19 protein-coding genes and 2 tRNA genes are annotated in these 25,116 nt (G+C 70.4%); 7 read left to right on the top strand and 14 right to left on the bottom strand.

The annotated features are described in order from the left end of the window. Positions 1-5: 5 nt before the first annotated feature. The 5 genes from H9640_RS13655 to pknB are packed head-to-tail and all read left to right on the top strand — an operon-like array spanning position 6 to position 8,348. The gene (locus tag H9640_RS13655; RefSeq protein ID WP_191791246.1) at positions 6-1,433 is read left to right on the top strand and encodes a PP2C family protein-serine/threonine phosphatase; all 1,428 of its coding nucleotides are present in this window, start codon (positions 6-8) and stop codon (positions 1,431-1,433) included. After that, entirely contained in the window at positions 1,433-3,040 is a 1,608-nt protein-coding gene (locus H9640_RS13650) for an FtsW/RodA/SpoVE family cell cycle protein (protein WP_191791245.1), read from the top strand. The genes H9640_RS13655 and H9640_RS13650 overlap by 1 nt, the downstream gene beginning before the upstream one ends. Beyond that, complete coding sequence (locus H9640_RS13645; RefSeq protein ID WP_191791244.1) at positions 3,037-4,500, top strand: peptidoglycan D,D-transpeptidase FtsI family protein; 1,464 nt, start codon at positions 3,037-3,039, stop codon at positions 4,498-4,500. The genes H9640_RS13650 and H9640_RS13645 overlap by 4 nt, the downstream gene beginning before the upstream one ends. Beyond that, positions 4,497-6,293 (top strand): serine/threonine-protein kinase, encoded by a 1,797-nt coding sequence (locus tag H9640_RS13640; protein WP_191791243.1) that lies wholly within the window; start codon positions 4,497-4,499, stop codon positions 6,291-6,293. Before H9640_RS13645 ends, H9640_RS13640 begins: the two co-directional genes overlap by 4 nt. Beyond that, positions 6,294-8,348 carry a Stk1 family PASTA domain-containing Ser/Thr kinase gene (gene pknB / locus H9640_RS13635; RefSeq protein WP_191791242.1) on the top strand — a complete coding sequence of 685 codons (2,055 nt, stop codon included), beginning with the start codon at positions 6,294-6,296 and terminating at the stop codon, positions 8,346-8,348. A 101-nt stretch (positions 8,349-8,449) separates the two neighbouring features. Here the strand turns inward: pknB and H9640_RS13630 are convergent, their stop codons facing one another. Both H9640_RS13630 and H9640_RS13625 read right to left on the bottom strand, forming a co-directional pair. Further along, on the bottom strand, positions 8,450-9,097 hold the full coding sequence (locus tag H9640_RS13630; RefSeq protein WP_191791241.1) for an aminodeoxychorismate/anthranilate synthase component II: 648 nt from the start codon (positions 9,095-9,097) through the stop codon (positions 8,450-8,452). A gap of 242 nt (positions 9,098-9,339) precedes the next feature. Next, the gene (locus H9640_RS13625) at positions 9,340-10,176 is read right to left on the bottom strand and encodes a DUF881 domain-containing protein (RefSeq protein ID WP_307823902.1); all 837 of its coding nucleotides are present in this window, start codon (positions 10,174-10,176) and stop codon (positions 9,340-9,342) included. Positions 10,177-10,348: 172 nt separating this feature from the next. Between H9640_RS13625 and H9640_RS13620 the strand changes: the two genes are divergently transcribed. Continuing rightward, a complete protein-coding gene (locus H9640_RS13620) occupies positions 10,349-10,603 on the top strand; it encodes a cell division protein CrgA (protein WP_191791240.1) in 255 nt (84 codons plus the stop codon). A 175-nt stretch (positions 10,604-10,778) separates the two neighbouring features. On the opposite strand, the gene H9640_RS13615 is transcribed toward H9640_RS13620, so the two are convergent. Together H9640_RS13615 and H9640_RS13610 are read right to left on the bottom strand one after the other, a co-directional pair. Beyond that, complete coding sequence (locus H9640_RS13615) at positions 10,779-11,504, bottom strand: rhomboid family intramembrane serine protease (RefSeq protein WP_318243775.1); 726 nt, start codon at positions 11,502-11,504, stop codon at positions 10,779-10,781. Between the two features lie 155 nt (positions 11,505-11,659). Then, positions 11,660-12,199: a peptidylprolyl isomerase gene (locus H9640_RS13610; RefSeq protein ID WP_191791239.1), complete on the bottom strand. Its 540-nt coding sequence runs from the start codon at positions 12,197-12,199 to the stop codon at positions 11,660-11,662. Positions 12,200-12,348: 149 nt separating this feature from the next. Between H9640_RS13610 and H9640_RS13605 the strand changes: the two genes are divergently transcribed. Further along, positions 12,349-13,326, top strand: a complete 978-nt coding sequence (locus H9640_RS13605; RefSeq protein WP_191791238.1) for a hypothetical protein — start codon at positions 12,349-12,351, stop codon at positions 13,324-13,326. A gap of 165 nt (positions 13,327-13,491) precedes the next feature. On the opposite strand, the gene H9640_RS13600 is transcribed toward H9640_RS13605, so the two are convergent. The 10 genes from H9640_RS13600 to dnaN all read right to left on the bottom strand — a co-directional run bounded on the left by H9640_RS13600 (position 13,492) and on the right by dnaN (position 24,255). Continuing rightward, positions 13,492-13,564, bottom strand: a tRNA-Ala gene (locus H9640_RS13600). Between the two features lie 30 nt (positions 13,565-13,594). Further along, positions 13,595-13,714, bottom strand: a complete 120-nt coding sequence (locus H9640_RS19250) for a DLW-39 family protein (protein WP_210410998.1) — start codon at positions 13,712-13,714, stop codon at positions 13,595-13,597. A gap of 30 nt (positions 13,715-13,744) precedes the next feature. Then, positions 13,745-13,818: transfer RNA gene (locus H9640_RS13595), tRNA-Ile, on the bottom strand. 128 nt (positions 13,819-13,946) lie between these two features. Further along, positions 13,947-14,924 carry a DUF3566 domain-containing protein gene (locus tag H9640_RS13590; RefSeq protein WP_225227187.1) on the bottom strand — a complete coding sequence of 326 codons (978 nt, stop codon included), beginning with the start codon at positions 14,922-14,924 and terminating at the stop codon, positions 13,947-13,949. Continuing rightward, positions 14,921-17,602: a DNA gyrase subunit A gene (gene gyrA, locus H9640_RS13585; protein WP_372440668.1), complete on the bottom strand. Its 2,682-nt coding sequence runs from the start codon at positions 17,600-17,602 to the stop codon at positions 14,921-14,923. Before gyrA ends, H9640_RS13590 begins: the two co-directional genes overlap by 4 nt. A 229-nt stretch (positions 17,603-17,831) precedes the next feature. Then, positions 17,832-19,871, bottom strand: a complete 2,040-nt coding sequence (gene gyrB, locus H9640_RS13580; RefSeq protein WP_307823900.1) for a DNA topoisomerase (ATP-hydrolyzing) subunit B — start codon at positions 19,869-19,871, stop codon at positions 17,832-17,834. 346 nt (positions 19,872-20,217) lie between these two features. Further along, positions 20,218-20,799, bottom strand: a complete 582-nt coding sequence (locus H9640_RS13575) for a DUF721 domain-containing protein (protein ID WP_307823899.1) — start codon at positions 20,797-20,799, stop codon at positions 20,218-20,220. After that, positions 20,792-22,006, bottom strand: coding sequence for a DNA replication/repair protein RecF (recF, locus tag H9640_RS13570; RefSeq protein ID WP_191791237.1), 1,215 nt, complete (start codon positions 22,004-22,006; stop codon positions 20,792-20,794). The genes H9640_RS13575 and recF overlap by 8 nt, the downstream gene beginning before the upstream one ends. A gap of 169 nt (positions 22,007-22,175) precedes the next feature. Then, positions 22,176-23,075 carry a phosphogluconate dehydrogenase (NAD(+)-dependent, decarboxylating) gene (gnd, locus tag H9640_RS13565; protein WP_191791236.1) on the bottom strand — a complete coding sequence of 300 codons (900 nt, stop codon included), beginning with the start codon at positions 23,073-23,075 and terminating at the stop codon, positions 22,176-22,178. Positions 23,076-23,124: 49 nt separating this feature from the next. Further along, positions 23,125-24,255 (bottom strand): DNA polymerase III subunit beta, encoded by a 1,131-nt coding sequence (gene dnaN / locus H9640_RS13560; RefSeq protein ID WP_138826994.1) that lies wholly within the window; start codon positions 24,253-24,255, stop codon positions 23,125-23,127. Positions 24,256-25,116: the final 861 nt, after the last annotated feature.

Below are 25,116 nucleotides of genomic sequence, written 5' to 3'. Positions count from 1 at the left end.
GCCCCATGAACATCGCGCTCAAGTACGCCGCCCTCTCCGACGTGGGCCTCGTCCGGTCGAACAACCAGGACTCGGGGTACGCGGGTCCGCACCTGGTCGTCGTGGCCGACGGGATGGGCGGCCACGCCGGCGGTGACGTCGCCTCCTCGCTCGCGGTCGCGGCCCTCGCCCCGCTCGACGGCGAGTCGCACGGTCCGGACGAGGCTCTCGCCCTCCTGGAGTCGTCGATCGACAACGCCCGCCTCGACCTGGTCGAGCGCAGCGAGCAGACTCCCGAGCTCGCGGGCATGGGGACGACCGTCACGGCGCTCCTGCGCAGCGGCAACACGCTCGCGATGGCGCACCTCGGCGACTCCCGCGCGTACCTGCTCCGCGACGGCGTCCTGAACCAGGTCACGACCGACCACACGTTCGTCCAGCACCTCGTCGACACGGGCCGCATCACCCCGGAGGAAGCCGAGTACCACCCGCAGCGCAACGTCGTGATGCGGGTCATCGGCGACTTCGACGTCGACCTCACGCCCGACATGTCGGTCCGCGAGGCCCGCCCGGGCGACCGCTGGATGCTGTGCTCGGACGGACTCTCGGGGTTCGTGAGCCTCGAGACGCTCGAGCAGACCCTGATCTCGGTCCCGGACACCGACGAGTGCGCCGAGCGGCTCCTGCACCTCGCGCTGCGGGCGGGCAGCACGGACAACGTGACGGTCGTCGTGGTCGACGTCGTCGACCTGGACACCCTTCCCGACGGCGCCGGTCCCTCGACGGCACCGGTCGTCGTCGGCTCCGCGGCGATCGACCGCGACCGCCCGACGTCCGCCCAGGACGGTCCGGCAGCGCGGGCGGCGTCGCTCGTCGCCTCGGCGAGCGCTGCCCAGCAGGAGGCCACCGCGGGCGAGGAGCCCACCGACCCTGAACGCGCGCCGGCCGACGGCGCGGACGGTGCCACGCCCCCGGCTGGTGACGACGCCGACGTGCGTCCTGCCAAGCGCACCAAGCGCTGGATCGCCCCCGTCGTGACCGTCGTCGTCCTCGCGGTGATCGGTGCAGGTGCCCTGTACGGGTACCGCTGGACCCAGGAGCAGTACTACGTCGGTGTCGCCGACGGTCAGGTCGCCGTCTTCCAGGGAGTCCCGACGAGCGCAGGGCCGCTCACGCTGTCGACCCCGGTCGAGCTCACGGGCGCCAAGGTCGCCGACCTCCCGCCGTACGTCGTGGACCGGCTGCAGGAGACCATCAGCGCGACGTCCTTCGACGACGCGCGCGAGCGCGCGAGCCGCCTCGTCGCCGACGCCAAGGCGGACACCGAGGCCACGACCAGCGAGACCACCGAGACCCAGACGCCGGTCGACCCAGCAGCTCCGGTCGACCCTGCCGCGCCCGTCGACCCGGCCGTCCCGCCCGCGGACGCCACCGTCCCCCCGGCAGCGCCCTGATGGCCACTGTCGAGCCGCACGCCACGACGTCCACGAAGCGCCCGTCCCGACGAGCCGAGGCGGGCCTGCTCGTGCTCGCTCTCGCGATCGGGATCGGTTCCTATGCCTCGGTCGGGTACGGGCTCCAGGACAAGCTCCCGGACAACTTCACCCTGTACAGCCTGACCCTCGTCGCGCTCGCCGTGGGCGGGCACGTGATCCTGCGCCTCAAGGCGCCCTACGCCGACCAGGTGATCCTGCCCGTCGCGATCGCGCTCAACGGCATCGGCCTCGCGATGATCGGCCGGATCGCCATCGGCGGCTCGATGGTCGGGTCTCCCTCGGACCTGGCGTCGAAGCAGCTCATGTGGACCGTGCTCGGCGTGGTCGCGGCGTGCGGCGTGGTCTGGCTGCTCAAGGACCACCGGACCCTGCGCCGGTACTCGTACACCGCGATGATCGTCGGCCTGGTGCTCGTCGTCATGCCCCTGCTCCCGGTGATCGGCCGCAACATCAACGGCGCCCGCATCTGGGTGAACATCGCCGGGATGTCGCTCCAGCCGGCCGAGTTCGCCAAGATCGCCTTCGCGATCTTCTTCGCGGGCTACCTCGTGACCAACCGGGACACGCTCGCGCTCGCCGGCCCCAAGATCCTCGGCCTCCAGCTCCCGCGCCTGCGGGACCTCGGCCCGCTCGTCATCGTGTGGGCCGCCTCGCTCGCGGTCCTCATCTTCGAGCGCGACCTGGGGACCTCGCTCCTGTTCTTCGGGCTGTTCGTCGCCATGCTGTACATCGCGACCGAGCGCTTCAGCTGGGTCGCGATCGGCTTGAGCATGTTCGCGGTGGGCGCCGTCGTCGCCGCCTCGGTGTTCCCCCACGTCCAGGCGCGGGTCGACGTGTGGCTCAACCCGCTGGCCCCGGAGATCTTCGGCCGTGACCCGGGGGGCTCGGGCCAGCTCGTGGGCGGCATGTTCGGGCTCGCGAACGGGGGCCTGACCGGTACCGGCTGGGGACAGGGCTATCCACGCCTCGTGCCGTACGCCTACTCGGACTTCATCTACACCTCGCTCGGCGAGGAGCTCGGGCTCGCGGGCCTGCTCGCGATCCTCGTCATGTACCTCGTGCTGGTCGAGCGCGGCCTGCGGACCGCGATCGGCGTCCGCGACGGGTTCGGCAAGCTCCTCGCGGGCGGTCTCGCCTTCGTCATGGCGTGGCAGCTCTTCGTGGTGATCGGCGGGATCACCCGCATCATCCCGCTCACGGGCCTGACCATGCCGTTCGTCGCGCAGGGCGGTTCGTCGCTGCTCGCGAACTGGCTCGTGATCGGTCTCCTGCTGCGGATCTCCGACAACGCCCGCCGGCCGTCGTCCCTGCCGGTGCGGGGCCAGGTCGCGCCCTCGCAGGCAGCGACGGGTCCGAGCACGGGCAGCCAGCCCGTCGCGGTGGGTGCTGGCTCCCAGGAGGCCGTCGAGGCGGGCGAGGCGAGCGCCGTCGTCGGGCCGTCGCGTGGCGGCCACTCCCAGGACCTGCCCACGCAGGTCGTGCGCACCGACCTCTCCGAGGCGGGTGGTGACCCGATGACCGGGGCGACCGAGATCATCGACGACACCGAGCGGAAGAACCTGTGAACGTCCCCCTGCGCCGCGTGGCGACCGTCGTGCTCGTCATGTTCCTGGCGCTCATGGTCTCGACCACCTACATCCAGTTCGTCCAGGCGGACTCGCTCAACAACGACCCGCGCAACAAGCGCCAGGTGTACCGCGAGTACGGGAACTTCCGGGGTCCGATCGTCGTCGCGGGGGAGTCGGTCGCGCTCTCGACCCCGGTCGACGACCCGTACGGCTACCAGCGCTCCTACACCGACGGGCCCGTGTTCGGGCACGTCACGGGGTACTTCTCGATCGTCAACGGGAAGTCCGCGATCGAGAGCACGGAGAACGAGTTCCTCAACGGCCAGGCGAGCACGCTGTGGATCGACCGGCTCCAGGGCTTGATCACCGGACAGAAGCCCCAGGGGGCGTCGGTCGAGCTCACGATCGACCCCGCGGCCCAGCGGGCCGCCTACGACGCGCTCGGCGAGCAGCGCGGTGCGGTCGTCGCGATCGAGCCGGCGACGGGCAAGATCCTCGCGATGGTCTCCAAGCCGTCCTACGACCCGAACGTCCTCGCGACCCACGACACCAAGGCCGCGAGCGAGGCCTACCAGTCGCTCATCAACGCCGACGGCGACCCGCTCGTGAACCGCGCCATCGCGGGCAACACGTACCCGCCGGGGTCCACCTTCAAGCTCGTGACGGCCGCCGCGGCCCTCGAGTCGGGCCAGTACACGCCCGACACCGTCATCCCGGCCCCCGACGAGTACCAGTACCCCAACTCGACGGCGACCATGAAGAACTTCGGCGGGGCCCGCTGCTCGCCGTCGGGGGAGCAGACCCTGGCGGACGCCATGCGCATCTCGTGCAACACCGCGTTCGCGGACCTCGGGGTCACCCTCGGCGGGGACGCGATGCGGTCCCAGTCCGAGGACTTCGGTTTCGACTCGAAGCTGTCCGTCCCCATGACGGTCACCGCCAGCCACTTCCCGGACGCGGAGGTCACCGACGACGGCGGGCAGCTCGCACGCGCCTCGATCGGACAGGGCGACGTCCGCGCCACGCCGCTCCAGATCGCCATGATCTCGGCCGCGATCGCCAACGGCGGCAAGCAGATGACGCCCTACACCGTGCAGACGGTCCGGGGCGCGGACCTCGAGGTCGTCGAGCAGACCGAGCCGTCGCTCCTGCGCACCTCGGTGTCGCCGACCACCGCGCAGCAGCTCACCTCGATGATGATCACCGTCGTGGAGAACGGCTCGGGCAAGCCGGCTCGCATCAGCGGCGTCCAGGTCGCCGGCAAGACCGGGACCGCCGAGCACCAGTCGGGCGCGGCCCCGCACGCCTGGTTCACGGGCTTCGCGCCCGCCGACAACCCGCAGGTCGCCGTCGCCGTCATCGTCGAGAACGGTGGCGACAGCGGCAACGAGGCGACCGGCGGCGCCGTGGCCGCCCCCATCGCGAAGGCAGTGATGGAGGCGGTGTTGAACAAGTGAGACCTGTGGAGGGGCTAGCCCTGGGCGACCGCTACCGCCTCGTCCGCCGCATCGCGATCGGCGGCATGGGGGAGGTGTGGGTCGCGAACGACCGCGCGCTCGGGCGCGAGGTCGCCGTCAAGCTCCTGCGCGAGGAGTACGCGGGCAACGAGGACTTCCTGGAGCGCCTGCGCACCGAGGCGCGCAACAGCGCCGCGCTGTCCCACCCGAACATCGCCCAGATGTACGACTACGGCGAGCAGAACCAGTCGGGGTACCTGGTCATGGAGCTCGTCATGGGCGAGCCCATGGCGGACCTCCTGGAGCGCGAGCCGGTCCTCATGCCGTCCAAGCTGCTGCCCATCCTGGCGCAGACCGCGCGCGCCCTGCACGCCGCGCACGTCGCGGGCGTGGTGCACCGCGACGTCAAGCCGGGCAACATCCTGCTCGAGCCTCGCGGGATCGTGAAGATCACCGACTTCGGCGTCTCGCTCGCGGCGAACCAGGTCCCCATGACCGCGACCGGCATGGTCATGGGCACGGCCCAGTACCTGTCTCCCGAGCAGGCGATCGGCCAGGCCGCGACGGGCGCCTCCGACGTGTACGCGCTGGGGATCGTGGCGTACGAGTCCGTGGCCGGGAACAGGCCGTTCACGGGGTCGACGCCCGTGGACATCGCGGTCGCGCACGTCAACGAGAAGGTGCCGCCGCTGCCCGCGCACGTGCACCCGTCGCTCGCCTCCCTCATCTACGCGATGCTCGCGAAGGACCCCAAGGCGCGCCCCATGCCGGCCTCGGCGCTCGCCCAGACCCTCGACGACCTCGTGGAGACCATCGCACGCGACCCGTGGGGGGCGACCGCTCGTGCGGGCGGCCCGTCGCGCCGCTCGCGCCGCGCGCAGCCCGCCCGCCACGGCGCGTCCCCGCCCCCCAGCTCTCCCACGCCGCTCGAGATCCCCGAGGAGCTGCGCTCGCGCCCGCTGCCCACGATCTCGTCGCCCCGCCTGCAGGACCCCGCCCGGTCGGCACACTCGGCCCCCTCGGCACCCTCGGCACCCTCAGCATCGGCGGCATCCGCGGCACAGGCGGGTCTGTCGGCACAGACCGGCTACTCGGCCCAGTCCGGGTACTCGGGCCACTCGGCCCTCTCCGCGCCGTCCGCGGCCTCGGCGGCGGCTGCACCCGCGGCGCCCGCGACGGCGTCGAGCACCCCTGTCTTCGACGGCCAGGCCTTCCCCCCTCCGCCGCCGCCTCCGCCCGCACCTCCCGTGCCCGGACCGGCCGAGCCGACCGCGCTCCCGTGGGAGCGCGCCTCGGCACCCGGCGCCTCGGCACCCGCCGCGGCGGACCCGCCCGCGGACACGCCACGCTCGTACCCGCCGCGCCGGGAGATGCACGGTGGTGCGTCGGCTGCGCGCCCGCGCCGCGCAGAGTCCGGCCCGACGACGTCGCGCACCTCGGCGCAGGCAGGCTCCCCCCGGGCGGCCACCGCAGGTGTCACGCGCGCGGAGCGTCGGCGCGCGTCCCAGGACGCGCCGCCCGTCAGGACCTCGACCACGACCGGGCAGCGGATCGGCGGATTCGCCAAGGGGTTCTCGTGGCCGCTCCTCGCGCTCCTCGGGCTCCTGCTCGTCGTGCTCGTCGCGACCCTCGTGGGAGGCGGCGACGAGCGCTCCGAAGGGGCATCTTCCGCGCCTAACGTGACCAGATCGTTGCATTCGTCCCCGGACCTGGCGTCCGACGATGGGATGATGCTCAGTACTGTGCCGGGTCCCTCTGGGTCCCCGGCCCCGACGACATCGAAGGACTCCTAAGTGGTGGACAACGCTCCCCGGGTACTCGCCGGCCGGTACGAGGTCGGTGAGCTCATCGGCCGAGGCGGTATGGCCGAGGTGCACATCGGCCACGACACCCGTCTCGGACGGACCGTGGCGATCAAGATCCTGCGCTCGGACCTCGCGCGCGACCCGTCGTTCCTGGCCCGGTTCCGCCGCGAGGCGCAGGCCGCAGCGGCACTGAACCACCCGGCGATCGTCGCGGTGTACGACACGGGTGAGGACACCCACGTCGAGCCCGGCGGCGGTACCGCGCACGTGCCGTTCATCGTCATGGAGTACGTCGAGGGTCACACCGTCCGCGACATCCTGGGCGACGGCCAGGCCGTCCCGATCGACGAGGCCATCGAGATCACCGCGGGCGTGCTGTCGGCCCTCGAGTACTCGCACCACGCCGGCATCGTGCACCGCGACATCAAGCCCGCCAACGTGATGATCACCCCGACGGGTGCGGTCAAGGTCATGGACTTCGGCATCGCCCGTGCGGTCGCGGACTCCGCGGCGACCATGACGCAGACGCACGCCGTGATCGGCACCGCGCAGTACCTGTCTCCCGAGCAGGCCCGCGGCGAGACGGTCGACGCGCGCAGCGACCTGTACTCGACGGGCTGCCTGCTCTTCGAGCTCCTCACGGGACGCCCGCCGTTCATCGGCGACTCTCCGGTCGCCGTGGCCTACCAGCACGTGCGAGAGGCGCCCGCGAAGCCGAGCGACCTCGCCCCGGACGTCCCCGAGGTCCTCGACCGCATCACGCTCAAGGCGCTCGCCAAGGAGCGCACCGCGCGCTACAGCAGCGCCGCAGAGTTCCGCAACGACCTGGAGAACGCGGTCCGTGGCGGACACATCACGGCACCCGCGCTCGGCGTCGCGGCGGCGGCCGCGGCAGGGGCGGCCGCTCTGGCCGCGACCCAGGTGCAGGGCCCGCTCGAGAACGCGACGCAGGTCATGAGCCCCGCCGTCGCCGGTGCGCCGAACCCGTGGGAGACCACCGGGGTCCCCGCCGCCGTCCCCCCGGGGCAGCAGCCCGGTGGGCCCCTCGCCGAGGGCGAGCCGGAGGACGAGGGGTCGGGCAAGAAGCGTGGCCTCATGTGGGCGCTCATCGCGGTGGGCGTCGTCGCGATCGCCGCGATCATCACCATGATCCTGCTCAACCAGCAGCCGCCCGAACCCAAGACGGTCACCGTCCCTGCGTTCAGCGCGACCACGACCCCGGAGCAGGCCGAGGAGGCCCTCGACGCCGTGGGGCTGACGTTCCTCAAGGCGATCGACCAGGAGTCGCAGCTTCCCAAGGACACCTTCGTCAGCTCGAACCCTGAGAGCGGCGCGTCCGTCCCCGAGGGCACCGAGGTCACGGTGTTCTTCTCGGCCGGCCCGGCTGCCGTGATCGTCCCGAACGTCGCGGGGCTCTCCCAGGAGCAGGCTCGTGCCGAGATCGAGTCCGCCGGCCTCGCAGTCGACCCGACGGTCGACCAGGAGGACAACGGCACCGTGAAGAAGGGTCTGGTCACACGGACCGAGCCCGCTGCCGACGAGAGCGCCCCGGCCGGTTCGGCGGTCAAGATCTTCATCTCGAGCGGCCTCGTCACGATCCCGGACCTGCTCGGCAAGCCCCAGGCCGAGGCCGAGAAGGCCCTCGACGACCTCGACCTCAGCTATGCGATCGTCGAGGAGGAGAGCACCAAGACCGCCGGCACGGTCATCAAGCAGAACCCGGGCGCCGGCCCCGGCAAGCAGGGCCAGAAGGTCACGCTGACCATCGCCAAGGCCCCCGTGCCGACCGGACCCGAGATGACGAACGTTCCGGACATGACGGGGATGACGCAGGACCAGGCCGAGGAGTCGCTCGGCGGCCGCCAGCTCAACCTGGGCAACGTCACCGAGAAGGAGTCGGCCACCGTCCCCAAGGGTCAGGTCATCTCGTCCAACCCCGCGAAGGACACCGCGATCCCCGAGGGGACGAAGGTCGACCTGGTGATCTCGAGCGGCCCGCCTGCGGGCGGCGGCAACGGTGGCGGCGGCAACCCGACGCCGTGACGCTCCGGCGCGAGCCGTAGGACCGAACGCGTGCGGGCCCGGCCCCATGGGGGGCCGGGCCCTCACGCGTTCGTCCAGGACTCGAGGTGAGGCGCCCCGCGTCAGCGGCGCACGAGCGGCGCGAGCCCCTCGGAGCGCTCCACGGCGTCGGACGCCCCGCACGCCGCGAGCCAGTTCGCGAGCAGCCGGTGCCCGCCCTCGGTCAGGACCGACTCGGGGTGGAACTGTACGCCGTGCAGCGGGAGGTCCCTGTGCTGCAGGGCCATCACGACCCCGCTCTCCGTCGCGGCCGTGACGACCAGCTCGGCGGGCACGGTCTCGGGTACCACCGCGAGCGAGTGGTAGCGCGTCGCGGTGAAGGGCGAGGGAAGGCCCGCCAGCACGCCGGAGTCCTCGTGCTCGACCAGGCTGGTCTTGCCGTGCATGAGCTCGGGGGCATGGGTCACGGTGGCCCCGTAGACCTCGGCGAGCGCCTGGTGGCCCAGGCAGACCCCGAGCAGGGGCGTACGCGACGCCGCACAGGCACGGATGACCTCTTCGCTCTGGCCGGCCTCCGCGGGGGTGCCCGGACCGGGGGAGACGAGGACGCCGTCGAACACGCCGTCGTCGTCACGGAACCGGCCGTCCACGCCCACAGGGGGGACGGCGTCGTTGCGCACGACGACCGTCCGGGCACCCAGCTGGTTCAGGTACCCCACGATCGTGTAGACGAACGAGTCGTAGTTGTCCACGACGAGGATGCGGACCATCCCTAGCTCACCTGTTCCTTCGACGGTCGACTGGTTGACACGGCACGGCCACCAGGCCCGCCGGGAGCACACGTTCGACGCGGCCGCTCCGGAGCGGCCACCACGGCCACCGCGTCTCGTACATCATCGCTCCCCGGGCATGCGCCCGGTCGTGGCGTCCACGGCACGCAGCGGGGGGCGACGCCGTGCGGCCGTCGGCTCCCGCGGCCGGTCCCTGCGTCCCGCGGCGGGCGGGACGACGCTCACGCCTCGTCCTTCTCGCCGGGCACCCGGGCGTACTGCAGGTCGGTCGCGCCCTCGAAGGCGGGGATCTCGAGCGAGGACGACTTCTCGACCTTCCACCCGAGCCCGTACGCGTCGACGTACTCCTGGTAGACGCTGATCACGGGCGAGCGGTCGAGCGCGGCCTGGAGGGCGGCCGGGTCGCCGATGGCAGAGACCACGTACGGCGGCGAGTAGACCCTTCCGTGCAGGTTGAGCACGTTGCCGACGCAGCGGAAGGCGGTGGTCGGGGTCACGCGCTGCCCCTGGAGCATCATCGCCTCGGCGCCGCCCGCCCACAGGGCGTTGATGACCTCCTGGAGGTCCTGCTGGTGGACGACGAGGTCGTCCACGCGGGCGTCGACCGACTTCTGGGTGGGCGGCGCGTCGTCGAGGGTCACGGAGAGCGCCGGTCCCGAGACGGGGACCGAGCCGGCCACTATGCCGGTGTTCACCACGACCTCGGGTGGGGTCACCTCGGCGGGGGCGAGATCCTCGGCCAACGAGGTCACCTCGGCCTCGAGCTCGACGACCTTCTCCGTCATGTTCTCGACCCGCTGCTCCTCGTTCTGCACGAGGTCGGTGAGGTTCTGGGGGTGGCGCCCGTCCTGGTTGCGTGCGAGCCGGGCGCTCGCCGTGAACATGAGCCCGGAGAGGGCGAGCACCAGGAGCACGGTCACACCGGAACGGATGCGTCGTCCGCGGGTGGGCCTGGGGCCGACCGGCGCACGTCCGTCGCCGTCGGCGGACATGGCCCGGCCGTCGACGTCGGTGACGTCGCCCCGGGGCGCGTCGACGTCCTGGTCGTGCTGGCTCACTGACCCACCTCCGCCTCACCGTGCACAGGGCTATTGTGTCGGCCCACTACGCTAGACGTCGAATGGCGTTGCCGTTCACGACGTCGCGCAGCGCCGTTTCGTCCCACCCGACACAGCTCCTGCACACCCCCCGTGCCAGGATCACGCATACCGAGGACAGGAGCCAGCTCTCGTGCCCGAGTCGAAGTCCCGCAAGAAGCCAGTCAAGGTCAAGGTCCCGCAGGTGAAGAAGCCTGACACGGGCAACCCGCGCTGGCTCGTCCCGACCATGCTCACCCTGATGCTGCTCGGCCTGGCCTGGATCGTCCTGTTCTACCTCACGAGCAACGGGCTCGGCCTGCCGATCCCGGGCCTGCACCAGTGGAACCTGGCGATCGGGTTCGCGCTGATCATCGCGGGCTTCGTCCTGACGACTCGCTGGAAGTAGGACCCTCGCCCGGTCCGGACGGGGAGACGTGCTCGGGTGGGTCCGCAGTGCTGCGGACCCACCCGTCGTCTGCCGGGATACCCACAGGACACATCGCCCTGTGGATAACTACACCGGTGTAGTTCCACAGGTGTGAGTAAGTCTGTGGATAACTATTCGAGGTCGAGTAGTCGGCTCAGAAGAACACGATCTCGGGGACCGACGCGTACTTGAGGACCGTGAGCGCCACCAGGGCGACGGCGACGAGCACGGTCACCCCGACGCTCCACAGCGTGCGGCGCGCCTTGGGCGCGTAGGCGTACCCCGCCCCGAGGATCAGCCCGACGGCGAGCCCACCCAGGTGCGCCTGCCACGCGATGTTGGTGCCGGGGATGAAGCCGATCGCGACGTTGATCCCGATCAGCACGAGGATCTGGGTCGCGTTCCGGCCGAGACGCCGCAGGACGAGCAGGATCGCACCGAAGAGCCCGAAGACCGCACCGGACGCCCCCACGACGGCGGTGTACCAGCTCTGGGTCGTCGGGTCCGCGAGCAGCAGGACCCCGACCGAGCCCCCGAGCGCCGCGAGCACGTACAGCGCGACGAACCGCACCCTCCCGAGCATCTGCTCGAGGAAGGGACCGGTGATCCACAGGGCGTACATGTTGAACAGGATGTGGAAGACGCCCGTGGAGTGAAGGAACGCCGCAGTGAGGAAGCGGTAGGGCTCCGTCTCGCCGATGAAGGGCGCGAACGCCAGGCGCTGGGTCCAGTCACCGCCCGTCGCGAGCTGGAGCAGCCAGCTCCCGACGCACAGGGCGACGATCGTCAGCGTGACGACGGGGCGCCCACCACGGACCGTGCCCCCCAGGGCCGTCTGCGCCCGCGGGACGCTGCGTGCCTGTTCCCGGACGCAGTCCACGCACTGCACGCCGACGGCAGCAGGGCGCTGGCACTCGGGGCAGGCCGGACGGCCGCAGCGCTGGCAGCGGACGTAGGAGACGCGGTCGGGGTGTCGGGGACACACCGGAGCCGGCTGGGCCGGCTCCGGTGTCCCGAAGGCGGGGACGGAGATGGTCAGTCCTCGATGGTGACCGAGGTGATGACGATGTCGTCGACCGGACGGTCACCCGGACGCGTCCGCGTCGTGTTGATCGCGTCGACCACGGCGCGCGACTCGTCGTCCGCGACCTCGCCGAAGATCGTGTGCTTGCCGTTGAGCCACGGCGTGGGGATCGTCGAGATGAAGAACTGCGACCCGTTGGTGCCCTCGACCTCGCCCGAGACCGGGTTGCGACGCGACCCGGCGTTGGCCATGGCCAGCAGGTACGGGCGGTCGAACTGGAGCTCGGGGTGGATCTCGTCGTTGAACGTGTAGCCGGGACCACCGGTCCCGGTGCCCAGAGGGCAACCGCCCTGGATCATGAAGTCCTGGATCACGCGGTGGAAGATCAGCCCGTCGTAGAACGGCGCGTTGCTCTCGGCGCCCGTGCGGGGATCCGTCCAGGTCGTGGTGCCCTTCGCCAGACCGGTGAAGTTCGCCACCGTCTTGGGCGCGTGGTTCGGCAGGAGCTCGATACGGATGTCACCAGCAGTGGTGTGGAGGGTTGCGAACATGACCTCATTCTCACACGAGGCCCTGTGGCCCCCGCCAGTCGCCCGACTGGTGTCGAACGCCTCGGCGCGCTTGTCTCGCGGGTCCCCTGGCACGGTGGCAGAGTGGAGTCCCAGCGAGCATCACCAGCACCGCGAACACAGGAGGCTCCATGTCCGACCGCACCCGCCGTTCCGCCCGAGTCGTGAACGACACGATCTCCTCGATCGACTCCGAGAAGATCAAGGATCAGGCAGCCGAGGTCGCCGCGCTCGTCGGCGACGCGAGCGCCAAGGCGCAGACGACAGCAGCCCAGCTCGCCGACCAGGCCAAGGAGTGGGGCCAGCCCAAGGTCGAGGCCTTCGTCGAGTGGCTCACCCCCCGCCTCGAGAAGGCGTGGCAGGACAGCCTGCAGGCGGCGGCCCCCCGCGTCGAGAAGGCTGCCGAGAAGGCCAGCCCGGCGATCGACACGGCCCACGACAAGCTGGTCGAGGAGGTCCTGCCCAAGATCGTCGCGAGCTTCAACGCGGCTGCGGCGGCGGCCGCCGAGGCCGCCTCCCGCAACGTCGAGGCCGCGGCCGCGGCGACCGTCGCGTCGGCCGCCGCTGCCGAGAAGCTGTCCCGGAGGGCGACGAAGAAGGCCGCCAAGGCCGCCAAGAAGGGGCTCGACACGTCGGCTGCCTCGGCCAAGAAGGCCGCCAAGGCCGCGCCGGCCAAGCTCACCGCTGCGGCCGACAAGGCCGACCCCCAGAAGAAGAGCAAGGCCTTGTGGTGGGTCGTCGGTGGCGTCACCGCCGCCGGCGGCGCCTACGTGCTGTGGCGTCGCGCGCAGCCCACGACCGACCCCTGGGCCGAGCCCTGGGACCAGGTCCCAGCGTCGACCTTCGAGGACGCGCGGGCAGCGGTCAACAACGCGGCCGAGGCCGTCGGCGAAGCAGCGGGCGTCGCGGTCGCCAAGGGCCGCGAGACCACGGGCAAGGTCCAGGAGGCCGTCACCGACGCAGGCGAGAAGATCACCGGCAAGGTCCAGGAGGCGGTGAGCGACGCCAAGGAGGCCACGCGCAAGGCGACGACCCGCGCCAAGGACGCTGCGCCGTCGGGCGACGAGGGGGACACGGCAGCCGGGGACGGCAAGAAGCCGACCGTCTGACACCTCGCCCCCACCCAGAGGTACCCGAGAGCCCCGACCGGCACGACCGGGCGGGGCTCTCGTCGTTCGGGCCGGTGCAGGCCCGTACCGCGGGGCTCCGTGCGCTGGGCATGCGAAAGGCCGCCTGCCAGGTCCTAAGACCCGGCCGACGGCCTGTTCACCCTGTGGAGCCAAGGGGACTCGAACCCCTAACCCCCTGCTTGCAAAGCAGGTGCGCTACCAATTGCGCCATGGCCCCAGATCGCGCGGAACTACCCCGCAGAGACCGTCACTCGAAGGTGTCGGTGACCTCTGCCCACAGATCGCGCTCGTTGTTGTCCTCGGACACCTTGCGCCAGATCAAGAATCCGGCGCCGGCAACGAGCAGCAGTACGAAGAACTTCTTCATGACGTTCCCCCTCGGGTGGGTTTCCGGCAGTGGGCCTAAGAGGACTTGAACCTCTGACCTCTTCCTTATCAGGGAAGCGCTCTAACCGTCTGAGCTATAGGCCCTTGCTGTGCTGCGGCAGCGCTTGAGACTACCGCACTTCTCGGGGTGCGCCCAAACCGGGACATCGTCCGACGCGCTCCGAAGCAGCTCGAGGCCCTTCGGACGACGTCCCGGTATGGGGTGTTATGTCCTAGTCGTCCGTCAGTGTCAGGTGGATTCCGCCCACCATCGCCGCGACGATGTTGTAGATGAAGGCCATGATCGTGGACAGCGCTGTGATGAGCACCATGTTCACGATCGCGATCAGGGTGGACAGCGCGACCACCCGGTTGAACTCCACGAACTGGAGCACGTCGACCTTGGACTCCTCGCCCACGATGCTCCGGATCAGCGCATCGGTCTCGGTGAAGACCCCCATGCCGTCGAGCACGGTCCACAGGACCGCCGTCGCGACGACCGTCATGATCCCGATCGCCACGGCGAGCAGGAACGACAGCTTCATGACCGACCAGGGGTCGACGCGCGAGATCGCGAGCCGTACCCGCCGAGGCCCGTCGGCCGGGCGCGCCGCAGGCGTCGCACCCGTCGCCGGCTGAGCAGGCCTGGGCGCCTGCTGCGCAGCGGGGGCCGCGGCTGCGGGCGTCGCGCCCGTGACCGGGCTCGCCGTCCCGCTGAAGCCCGCCGCCGTGTAGTGCATGGCGGGCACCTCCTGCGTGCCTCCTGCAGGGGGTGCGCCGGCGCTCGTCGGGGTCTTGTTCACGCGTGGCACCGTTCGGTCGTCGATCTCGTCGGAGGACTTCTCGCTCTGCTTCGCGGGCGCGGGCGCCGGGGCGGGCTCGGCCAGCTTCTTGGCGGCCGCCTTGGCGGTCGCCATGGCGGCGGCGGCCGCCTTCAGCGCGCCGGACCGGGCGGTCGTGCTGCTCGGGGGCGGCGGGACGGGCGTCTCGTTCGCCCCTGCCACGCCCGACGGCGTCGCTCCCGTCGCCGGGGGAGGCGGCGGGACCGGGGCGCTCGCCCCGGTCTGGGCACCGTTGGTCGTCCCGCCCCCTGCGGTCCGTGCGGTGCCGTTGCTCGCCGGTGGGCGGGTGGCGGTGCTCGTCACCTCGTCAGGGCGCGGCGACACCGCCTTCGGCACGATCGTCGGCGGGGACTTCTTCTCGCTGCTCATCTACCATCCTCGGTGGCTCCGGGGGCCGCTTCCGACGAAGCCTCCTGCCCGGTGGTGCTGGCGGGAGAGGCTGCCTCGGACTGCCCCTGCTCGGACGCGTCCTCGTCCACGGTATCCCGATCCTCCCCCAGCCGACGTTCGACATTACGCGCAACGGCGATGATCTTGTCGTTCTTGTCCGGCTTGGCGAAGATGACGCCCTGCGACGTGCGACCCGTGGGCTTCACCTCGTCGACCGACGAGCGCACGATCTTGCCGCGCTCCATGATGACGAGCACCTCGTCGTCCGCGTCCACCACGAGCGCGCCGACCAGGTCACCGTTGCGCTCCGGCAGGTTGGCCACCTTGATGCCGAAGCCGTTGCGGCCCTGGACGCGGTAGTTGTCCTCCGTGAGCTGGGTCCGCTTGGCGATACCGCCCTCGGTGACCGTGAACAGGAAGGCGTCGTCACGGACCACGTCCATGGCCAGGAGGTCGTCCTCCTCGCGGAACTTCATGCCCGTCACACCCGAGGTGGAGCGCCCGAGGGGACGCATGGCGTCGTCGTCGGCCGTGAAGCGGATCGACTGCCCCTTGCGCGAGACGAGGATCAGGTCGTCGGTCGCGTCCACGAGACGGGCCGAGACCAGCTCGTCGGTGTTGCCGTCCTCGTCCTCGCGCAGGTTGATCGCGATGAGGCCGCCCGAACGCGGCGAGTTGTACTCCGCCAGGCGCGTCTTCTTGACCAGACCACGACGGGTCGCGAGGACCAGGTACTCGGCGGCGTCGTAGTCGCGCAGGTCGAGGACCTGGGCGATCTTCTCGCCCGGCTGGAACGCCAGGAGGTTCGCGACGTGCTGCCCCTTGGCGTCACGCCCGCCCTCGGGCAGCTCGTACGCCTTGGCCCGGTAGACCCGCCCGAGGTTCGTGAAGAACAGGAGCCAGTGGTGCGTCGTCGTGACGAAGAAGTGGTCGACGATGTCGTCCTCACGCAGCTGTGCGCCGCGCACCCCCTTGCCGCCACGCTTCTGCTGGCGGTAGTTGTCGCTGCGCGTGCGCTTGGCATAGCCGCCGCGCGTGATCGTGACGACGACCTCCTCCTCGGCGATGAGGTCCTCGATCGACACCTCGCCGTCGTAGGGCAGGATCGTCGTGCGACGCTCGTCGCCGTACCGCGCCACGATCTCCTCGAGCTCGTCGCCCACGATCTGACGCTGACGCTCGGGACGGGCCAGGATGTCGTTGAGGTCCTTGATCGCGGCCTCGAGCTCGGCGTACTCGTCGATGAGCTTCTGACGCTCCATCGCGGCGAGCGCGCGCAGCTGCAGAGTCAGGATCGCCCGGGCCTGGATCTCGTCGACCTCGAGCAGCGCCATGAGGCCCTCGCGAGCGTCCTCGACCGTGGCCGACCCGCGGATGAGCGCGATGACCGCGTCGAGCGCGTCGAGCGCCTTGAGGTAGCCGCGCACGATGTGCGCCCGCTCCTCCTTGGCCCGCAGGTCGAACCGTGCACGCCGCATGACGACGTCCATCTGGTGCGTCGTCCAGTGACGGACGAACGCGTCGATGCTCAGGGTGCGCGGCACGCCGTCGACCAGCGCGAGCATGTTCGCGCCGAAGTTCTCCTGGAGCGACGTGTGCTTGTACAGGTTGTTCAGGACGACCTTGGCGACCGCGTCGCGCTTGAGCACGATGACCAGGCGCTGACCCGTGCGGCCCGAGGTCTCGTCGCGGATGTCCGCGATGCCCTGGACCTTGCCGTCCTTGACCAGGTCCGCGATGCGCAGCGCCAGGTTGTCGGGGTTGACCTGGTAGGGCAGCTCGGTGATGACGAGGCAGATCCGGTTCTGGATCTCCTCGACGTTCACGACAGCGCGCATCGTGATCGAGCCACGCCCCGTGCGGTACGCCTCCTCGATGCCCTTGTGACCGAGGATCGTCGCGCCGGTCGGGAAGTCGGGGCCCTTGATCTTGGTCAGCAGCACCTCGAGGAGCTCCTCCTTGGAGGCCTCCGGGTGCTCGAGGTGCCACTTCACGCCGTCCGCGACCTCGCGGAGGTTGTGCGGCGGGATGTTCGTGGCCATGCCGACCGCGATCCCGGCCGAACCGTTGACCAGCAGGTTCGGGAAGCGGGACGGCAGGACGACGGGCTCCTGCGTGCGACCGTCGTAGTTGTCCTGGAAGTCGACGGTCTCCTTGTCGATGTCCCGGACCATCTCCGTGGCCAGCGGCGCCATGCGGCACTCGGTGTATCGCGGCGCGGCCGCCGGGTCGTTGCCGGGGGAACCGAAGTTCCCCTGGCCGGCTGCCAGCGGGTAGCGCAGCGACCAGTCCTGGACCAGACGCACCAGGGCGTCGTAGATGGACGTGTCACCGTGCGGGTGGAACTTGCCCATGACGTCGCCGACGACACGGCTGCACTTGGAGAACGCCCGGTCGGGGCGGTATCCACCGTCGTGCATCGCGTACAGGACACGACGGTGGACGGGCTTGAGACCGTCACGCACGTCCGGGAGCGCGCGACCCACGATGACGCTCATCGCGTAGTCGAGGTACGAGCGCTGCATCTCGAGCTGCAGGTCCACCTGCGCGATCCGGCCGTGCTGCACCGCGACCGCGCCGTCGGCCGGCGTCGCCTCGGTCCCGTCCCCGGGAAGGGTCCCCTGGTTCTCGTCCTGCTCGGGAGTCTCGTCCGTCACCGTCGTCTACCTCGTCCTGTCGTGGTCCTGCTGGGTGGTGAAGCTGAGTCGTCATGGCACGGAGCCCGTGCCCGCGCAGGCGGGTCCCGCCCTCTCGGACGGTCCGCCGGCGCCGGTGGCTGTGCCGGGTCCGGGCCCGGTTCTCGCCCCGGGCCCGGGGTCGGGCCGGGCGCCGCGAGCGGCCGGGTCGAGGACCCGACCGCTCCGTGGCACCGACCACGACCGCACGCTAGATGTCCAGGAACCTCACGTCCTTGGCGTTGCGCTGGATGAAGTTGCGGCGCGACTCCACGTCCTCGCCCATGAGGATCGAGAAGATCTCGTCCGCGGCAGCGGCGTCGTCGAGCGTGACCTGGTTGAGCGTGCGGTGCTCGGGATCCATGGTCGTGTCCCACAGCTCCGAGTAGTCCATCTCGCCGAGACCCTTGTAGCGCTGGATCCCGTTCTCCTTGGGGATGCGCTTGCCCGCGGCCTGACCGGAGAGCAGGAACGCGTCGCGCTCCCGGTCCGAGTACACGTAGTCGTGCGGCGCGTTGGACCACTTGAGGCGGTACAGCGGCGGCTGGGCGAGGTACACGTGGCCGTGCTCGATCAGCGGACGCATGTACCGGAAGAGCAGCGTCAGCAGCAGCGTGCAGATGTGCTGGCCGTCGACGTCGGCATCGGCCATCAGGACGATCTTGTGGTACCGCAGCTTGGCGATGTCGAAGTCCTCGCCGATGCCGGTCCCGAAGGCCGTGATGAGCGCCTGGACCTCGTTGTTGCCCAGGGCCCGGTCGAGGCGCGCCCGCTCGACGTTGAGGATCTTCCCGCGCAACGGCAGGATCGCCTGGTTGTGCGGGTTGCGTCCACGCACCGCCGAGCCACCCGCCGAGTCGCCCTCGACGATGAAGACCTCGCACTCCTCCGGCCGGTTCGACTGGCAGTCCTTGAGCTTGCCCGGCATGCCGCCCGACTCGAGCAGGCCCTTGCGGCGGGTCGCCTCGCGCGCCTTGCGGGCCGCGAGCCGCGCCTGCGAGGCCTGGATCGCCTTGCGGATGATGTCGCGCGCCTCGGTCGGGTGCGAGTCGAACCAGTCCGTGAGCTGAGCGCGCACGACACGCTGGACGAAGGACTTGGCCTCGGTGTTGCCGAGCTTGGTCTTCGTCTGCCCCTCGAACTGCGGCTCGCCGAGCTTGATCGACAGGACGGCCGTGAGGCCCTCGCGGATGTCGTCACCCGTGAGGTTGTCGTCCTTCTCCTTGATGATGCCCTTGGCCCGCGCGTACTCGTTGACCAACGAGGTCATGGCCGCACGGAAGCCCTCCTCGTGCGTGCCGCCCTCGGTCGTCGAGATCGTGTTGGCGAACGTGTGCACGGACTCGGAGTACGAGCCGGTCCACTGGAGCGCGATCTCGACCGAGATGCGCCGCTCCTTGTCCTCGGACTCGAAGTCGATGATCTCGTCGTGGATCAGCTCGACCTTCTTGGCCGAGTTGAGGTGCTTCACGTAGTCAACGAGCCCGTCGTCGTACTTGTACGACACGACGCGGGGCTTGAACTCGTCCTCGCCCTCCGGAGCCGCGACGAGGTCCTCCGCAGGATCGGCGACCTGACCCGTGACCTCGTCGTCGGTGTCGAGGAACTGGCGGCGCTCGTCCGTGAGCGTGATGCGCAGGCCCTTGTTGAGGAACGCGTACTGCTGGAAACGGGAGCGCAGCGTCTCGAAGTCGAACTCGGTCGTCTCGAAGATCTCCGGGTCGGCCCAGAACGTCTGGGTCGTGCCCGTCTCGGTCGTCGCCTCGCCCTTGACGAGCGGTCCGTCCGTCTTGCCACCGTCCTTGAAGCGCTGGCTCCAGGTGTAGCCGTCGCGCTTGACGACGGTCTGGACCTTGCGCGACAGCGCGTTCACCACGGAGATGCCCACACCGTGCAGACCACCCGAGACCGCGTAGCCGCCACCGCCGAACTTTCCGCCGGCGTGCAGGATCGTCATGACCACCTCGACCGTGGGCTTCCCCTCGGTCGGGTGGATCGCGACGGGGATGCCACGGCCGTTGTCCGTGACTCGTACACCTCCGTCTTCCAGAAGTGTCACGTCGATCGTGTCGGCGTACCCCGCGAGGGCTTCGTCCACAGAGTTGTCCACAACCTCGTACACGAGGTGGTGGAGTCCGCGCTCACCGGTCGACCCGATGTACATACCGGGTCGCTTGCGCACCGCCTCGAGGCCTTCGAGGACCGTGATGTTGCTCGCGTCGTACGTGCCGCCAGAGGGATCCCGGTCCACGCCCGGCCCTCCACCACTCTCCGGGGGCAGGCTGGAAGGGACGTTGTCTGTGTGGTCTGCCACGGGCGGAAGCGCTCCTCGTCATCATGCACGCGACAGGTTCACCCGCTGGGGAGGATCGCTGCACGGCTCATCGGTTCCGGCTCGCGCGGTGCACCAGTCGGTGCGTGCGGAGGTACCCGGAATGACCTCTCCATTCTACCTGGGAGGTGGCCGAAACAGCGGATTATGAGGCCCTGGAGGCAAGTTCTCCACAAGGTTCTCCACAGGGTGGGGGATCTATCCACCGAGGATGCGGGTCCGCCGGGCCTCTGGGTGGGCAAACCAGGTCGAACCGGGCAGCGTGTCAGCCGTACGTGTCGCGCGGTCCACGGCCCCGGACGGACTTCGGTCCGCGCCGGAAGCTCGGTCCGGTCGGGCCGAGGACCGTCACGGTCTCCACGACTCCCTCGCCGACCTCCTGGGCCAGGCGTTCGAGCAGCCGAGGCGTCAGCAGGCGGACCTGGGTGGCCCACGCGGTCGAGTCCGCGCGGACGACGAGCACCTTGTCCTCGAAGGTCTCCGGCTCGCAGTGGTCGGCCACCTGGTCGCCGACCACCTCGCGCCAGCGCCCGATCACCCCACCGACCGACACGTCCTGGACCCAGCCGCGCTCGTGCAGAAGCCGCTGCACGACCGCCCCGAACGTCTGAGGGTCCCGACCCCCCGGGCGCGCACCTGTGGACGGCGGAGGGTCCGCCAGGACGCGTCGCGACGGCTGACCCGGCCGGATGCCCTTCGCCCGTGCGGCCGCGCGCGCACGGTTGAGCGCCTCGCGCGCGACCTGTGCAGGAGGAGTGAGGTCCACGACCTCGCCGACAGGCAGACCCGGAGGCCGGCGGTGCTCCTCGTCCTCGCCGTCCTTCGCGGGCTCCTCGCCCTCACGCACGCCTGGTCACCTGACCGTCGTGCACGTCGAGCCGCAGCCCCGAGAGCTGCGCGGGCACGTCCTCGGGCACGGCCGCCGTGATGATGACCTGGTGGGCGCCCGAGACGAGGTCGGCGAGCTTGTTGCGGCGACGCACGTCGAGCTCCGCGAACACGTCGTCGAGCAGGAGGACGGGCTCGCCGTCGGGCCCCCAGTCCGGCGACCACAGGAGCGAGCCCGCCGCCTCCGGGGCCCCGTCCGTGAGGAGCCGGTACGACGCGAGGCGCAGCGCGAGCGCGAACGACCACGACTCGCCGTGGCTCGCGTACCCCTTGGCGGGCAGACCGCCCAGGGTCAGGACGAGGTCGTCCCGGTGCGGGCCGACGAGGCACACCCCGCGCTCGATCTCCTTGCTGCGCAAGGAGGCCATGGCCTCCAGGAGCTGGGCCTCGAGGGACTCGACGGTCTGCGGCCGGCCGTCCTGCCCGACGGCGTCGCCCGCGTCCTCGAGGGCGGCCGCGACCGAGGACCGGTAGGCGATGTGCGCCTCGCCCTGCCCCGAGCTGACCTGCTCGTACGCCGCGGCGGTGTAGGGCTGGAGCGCCGCGACGAGCTGGAGACGCAGCGCGACGATCTCCGCCCCCGTCGCCGCGAGCTTGGCGTCCCACACGTCGAGCGTGCGCAGGTCCGGGGTCGACGAGCGCGACGCACGCATCGCCCCGCCCGCCGACTTGAGGAGCGCGCTGCGCTGGCGCAGGACCCGGTCGTAGTCCGAGAGGACCCCCGCGAACCGCGGCACCAGGAGCACCGCGAGCTGGTCGAGGAACCGTCGACGGCCGTCCGGGTCCCCCTTGACCAGGGCCAGGTCCTCCGGGGCGAAGAGCACCGTCCGGGCGATGCCCAGGACGTCACGAGGCTTGCCCGCCGGTGCACGGTTGATCCGCGCACGGTTCGCCTTGCCCGCGGCGATCTCGATCTCGACCGTGCTCGCCCGGTCGCCCCGGACGATCCGCGCCCGGACCACGGCTCGTGAGGCCCCCGCACGGACCAGTGCCGCGTCGGACGGCACCCGGTGGCTGCCCAGCGTGGCGACGTACCCGATCGCCTCGACGAGGTTCGTCTTGCCCTGACCGTTGGGCCCGACGAACGCGTTCACACCAGGCTCGAGCTCGACGTCGACGGACGTGTACGAGCGGAAGTCGGCGAGCGAGAGGTGAGAGATGTACATCAGGTCCTACGGCGTCGGGTCGGTTCGTCTGGTCGTGCCGGTGCGGTCCGCCCACAGCATGTGGACGGCCTGTGGAGAGGGGCACCGGACGACGCCTACCAGTGTGCGGCCTCCCCGGTGCGACGACCTACCGGGCGATCGACGTCGTCGGGCAGGGAGAACCTCCGCCTCAGGAACCGCCGGCAGGCTTCACGGCGTGCCCGCCGAACTGCTGACGCAGGGCCGCGACCGCCTTCATCGCGGGCGAAGCGCCCTGACGTGAGGCGAACCGGGCGAAGAGCGCGGCCGAGATCACGGGGAGCGGCACCGCGCTGTCGATCGCCTCGTCCACGGTCCAGCGGCCCTCGCCCGAGTCCTCGACCCAGTCGCTGATCTCGCCCAGCTCCGGGTCCTCCTCGAGCGCCTTGACCAGGAGGTCCAGGAGCCACGACCGCACGACGGTGCCACGCGTCCAGGCCTTGAGGGTCCCCGGGACGTCCGTGACGATGTCCTTGGCCTCGAGCAGCTCGTACCCCTCGGCATAGGCCTGCATCAGGCCGTACTCGATGCCGTTGTGGACCATCTTCGCGTAGTGACCGGCCCCCACCGCCCCGGCGTGCACGAAGCCCTCCTCGCGTGGCCCCTCCGGCCGCAGCGCGTCGAAGACCGGCATCGCGGCCTCGACGAGCGCCGCGTCACCGCCCACCATCAGGCCGTAGCCGTTCTCGAGCCCCCAGACGCCCCCCGAGACGCCGACGTCGAGGTAGCCGATGCCCAGCGGGGCGAGGTGCGCGGCATGCTCGGAGTCGTCCGAGAAGTGGGAGTTCCCACCCTCGATCACGACGTCGCCGTCCGTGAGCAGTCCCGCGAGCTCGGTCACCACGCCGCGCGTGACGGGCCCCGAGGGGACCATGACCCACACGAACCGCTGCCCCGGGGGCAGCGCGGCGACCAGTTCCGCGAGCGAGGCGACGTCCGAGACCTCGGGGTTCTGGTCGAACCCCGTGACCTCGATGCCGCCCGCGCGCAGACGGGTGCGCATGTTCGCGCCCATCTTGCCGAGTCCGACCAGTCCGATGTGCGTGACCATCGCGTGCCTCCGTACCGTAGAGCTCGAGCCGTGCGCGGCGTGGTCGCCGCTAGCTCGCGAAGCGGATGGGGACCAGCAGGTAGCGGTAGTGCGACGAGTCCTCGCCGTCCAACGACTCCTGACCGGTGAACTCGACCGGCTTGTTGGGGTGCGTGAAGCTCAGTCGGACGAAGTCCGTACCCAGCGCCCCCAGGCCGTCGAGCAGGAACTGCGGGTTGAACGCGACCGAGATCTCCTCGCCCACCAGGACGGCCTCGAGGGCCTCGGACGCCTGCGCGTCGTCCCCCTGGCCCGCGTCGAGCACGACCTGACCGTCCGTGAACGACAGGCGGATGGGGGTGTTGCGCTCGGCGACGAGCGAGACACGCTTCGCCGCGTCGATCAGCGGGGCGGTCGCCATGACCGCGTGGATGGGGGTCTCGTCCGGGAAGAGCCGGCGGACCGCAGGGTAGTCGCCGTCGACGAGCTGGGAGGTCGTGTGACGGCCCCCGGCCTCGAAGCCGATGAGGTCGACGCCCGAGCCCGCCGTGAGACCCACGTTGACCAGGCCCGAGCTGCCCAGGGACTTCGCGACGTCGTTGAGCGTGCGCGCGCGGACGAGGGCGACCGCGTTGAAGTCGGGGGAGGACGGGGTCCAGGTGAGCTCGCGCAGCGCGAGACGGTAGCGGTCCGTCGCGAGCAGCGTGATCCGCTCGCCGTCGATCTCCATGCGCACGCCCGTCAGCAGCGGCAGCGTGTCGTCGCGGCTCGCGGCCACCGTCACCTGGGCCACGGCGTGCGTCAGCTCGTCGCCCGAGACGGTGCCCGACAGCTCCGGCATCGCCGGCAGCGCCGGGTAGTCCTCCACAGGCATGGTGAGGAGCGTGAAACGGCTCGCGCCGCACGTGACGATCACCTTGTTGCCCTCGACCGCGAAGTCCACCGGCTTGGCGGGCAGCGCGCGAGAGATCTCCGCGAGGAGGCGACCGGACACCAGGACCGTCCCCGGCTCGACGACCTCCGCGGGGATCTCGGAGCGTGCGGACACCTCGTAGTCGAAGCTCGACAGCCCGATGGTGCCGACCGCGTCGGCCTCGATGCGTACCCCTGCAAGGACGGGCGCCGGAGGCCGCGTCGGCAACGTACGGGCCGTCCAGGTCACTGCGTCGGCCAGGACATCACGCTCAACCCGGAACTTCATCCCACACCCTCTCGTCCATGGATCGATCTTCACATGTCAGGCACTCGACCGCGCGGTACACAGGGGTGAGTTCGCTTGTGCATGAAGATCGCACGTCGCGTGTTCTCGCGTCACCCTCCTCGCCGTCGGGGAGGGCAAGACCTGTTCGGGTCGTCGTGCCCGCATGAACCCTACGCGAGACCCGGCGTTGCCCGGTACCTCTGGCACGCTCTGTGGATCGGTGTCCGTCCCGCGCCTGCCCGGGCTCGATGTGATGGCGGTCACAGGTGCGAGATGAGGCAGCTCGAACGGCCCGGGACCAGATGAAGGCGTGTGGATTTTTCCTGCTTAGAGATCATTCGTCGTAGTCATCGGTGCTGTGCAAAGTGTGGAAAACGGGTCTTCGCGCAGGTCAGAGGCCGATTCTGCGTGTGGACGAAGTGGGTACGGGCCTGTGGGTAAATCGCAGGCACTGTTGACGACGAGTTGTCCACAGATCACCGTCCACCGACGGGACCTCCTCTGTCCACACGATGTGCCCCGTCGTCCACAGTTATCCACAGGTAGGTGCACAAGCTTGTGGGGGAGGCGCTCCGGCGAGCGATCTGTACACAGCACAGAGTGCCCTGTACACAGGCCGCTGGGGACGCAGTGATGCTGATCTGGGGACGGCCGGCGTCGAGCGGTGGACATACCCCCAGGCCTTGTGGACAACTATGGGGACAAGTGGATATCCACCGGCACTTGTACACATGGGCATGAACTGCCTGTGCATCCACAGGACTGTGGAGAGCCGTCAGATCGAGGACGCGCGCCGACGTCGGGCCTCTGTGCACAGACGTTGAAGACCCGACGGAAGTTCATCCACAGGAAAGCCGCTTA

The sequence above is a fragment of the Oerskovia gallyi genome (assembly GCF_014836745.1).
GTDB classification, from domain to species: domain Bacteria; phylum Actinomycetota; class Actinomycetes; order Actinomycetales; family Cellulomonadaceae; genus Oerskovia; species Oerskovia paurometabola.
Note: the sequence above shows the minus strand (reverse complement) of the source record. Positions and strands in the feature narration are given on the sequence as shown.

What these genes read in the sequence shown, in the direction of transcription:
- H9640_RS13655 (WP_191791246.1), top strand. Translation starts at nt 6, where the DNA reads ATGAACATCGCGCTCAAGTACGCCGCCCTCTCCGACGTGGGCCTCGTC.
- H9640_RS13590 (WP_225227187.1), bottom strand. Translation starts at nt 14,924, where the DNA reads ATGAGCAGCGAGAAGAAGTCCCCGCCGACGATCGTGCCGAAGGCGGTG.
- H9640_RS19250 (WP_210410998.1), bottom strand. Translation starts at nt 13,714, where the DNA reads ATGAAGAAGTTCTTCGTACTGCTGCTCGTTGCCGGCGCCGGATTCTTG.
- H9640_RS13630 (WP_191791241.1), bottom strand. Translation starts at nt 9,097, where the DNA reads ATGGTCCGCATCCTCGTCGTGGACAACTACGACTCGTTCGTCTACACG.
- dnaN (WP_138826994.1), bottom strand. Translation starts at nt 24,255, where the DNA reads ATGAAGTTCCGGGTTGAGCGTGATGTCCTGGCCGACGCAGTGACCTGG.
- recF (WP_191791237.1), bottom strand. Translation starts at nt 22,006, where the DNA reads ATGTACATCTCTCACCTCTCGCTCGCCGACTTCCGCTCGTACACGTCC.
- gnd (WP_191791236.1), bottom strand. Translation starts at nt 23,075, where the DNA reads ATGGTCACGCACATCGGACTGGTCGGACTCGGCAAGATGGGCGCGAAC.
- H9640_RS13605 (WP_191791238.1), top strand. Translation starts at nt 12,349, where the DNA reads ATGTCCGACCGCACCCGCCGTTCCGCCCGAGTCGTGAACGACACGATC.
- H9640_RS13650 (WP_191791245.1), top strand. Translation starts at nt 1,433, where the DNA reads ATGGCCACTGTCGAGCCGCACGCCACGACGTCCACGAAGCGCCCGTCC.
- H9640_RS13610 (WP_191791239.1), bottom strand. Translation starts at nt 12,199, where the DNA reads ATGTTCGCAACCCTCCACACCACTGCTGGTGACATCCGTATCGAGCTC.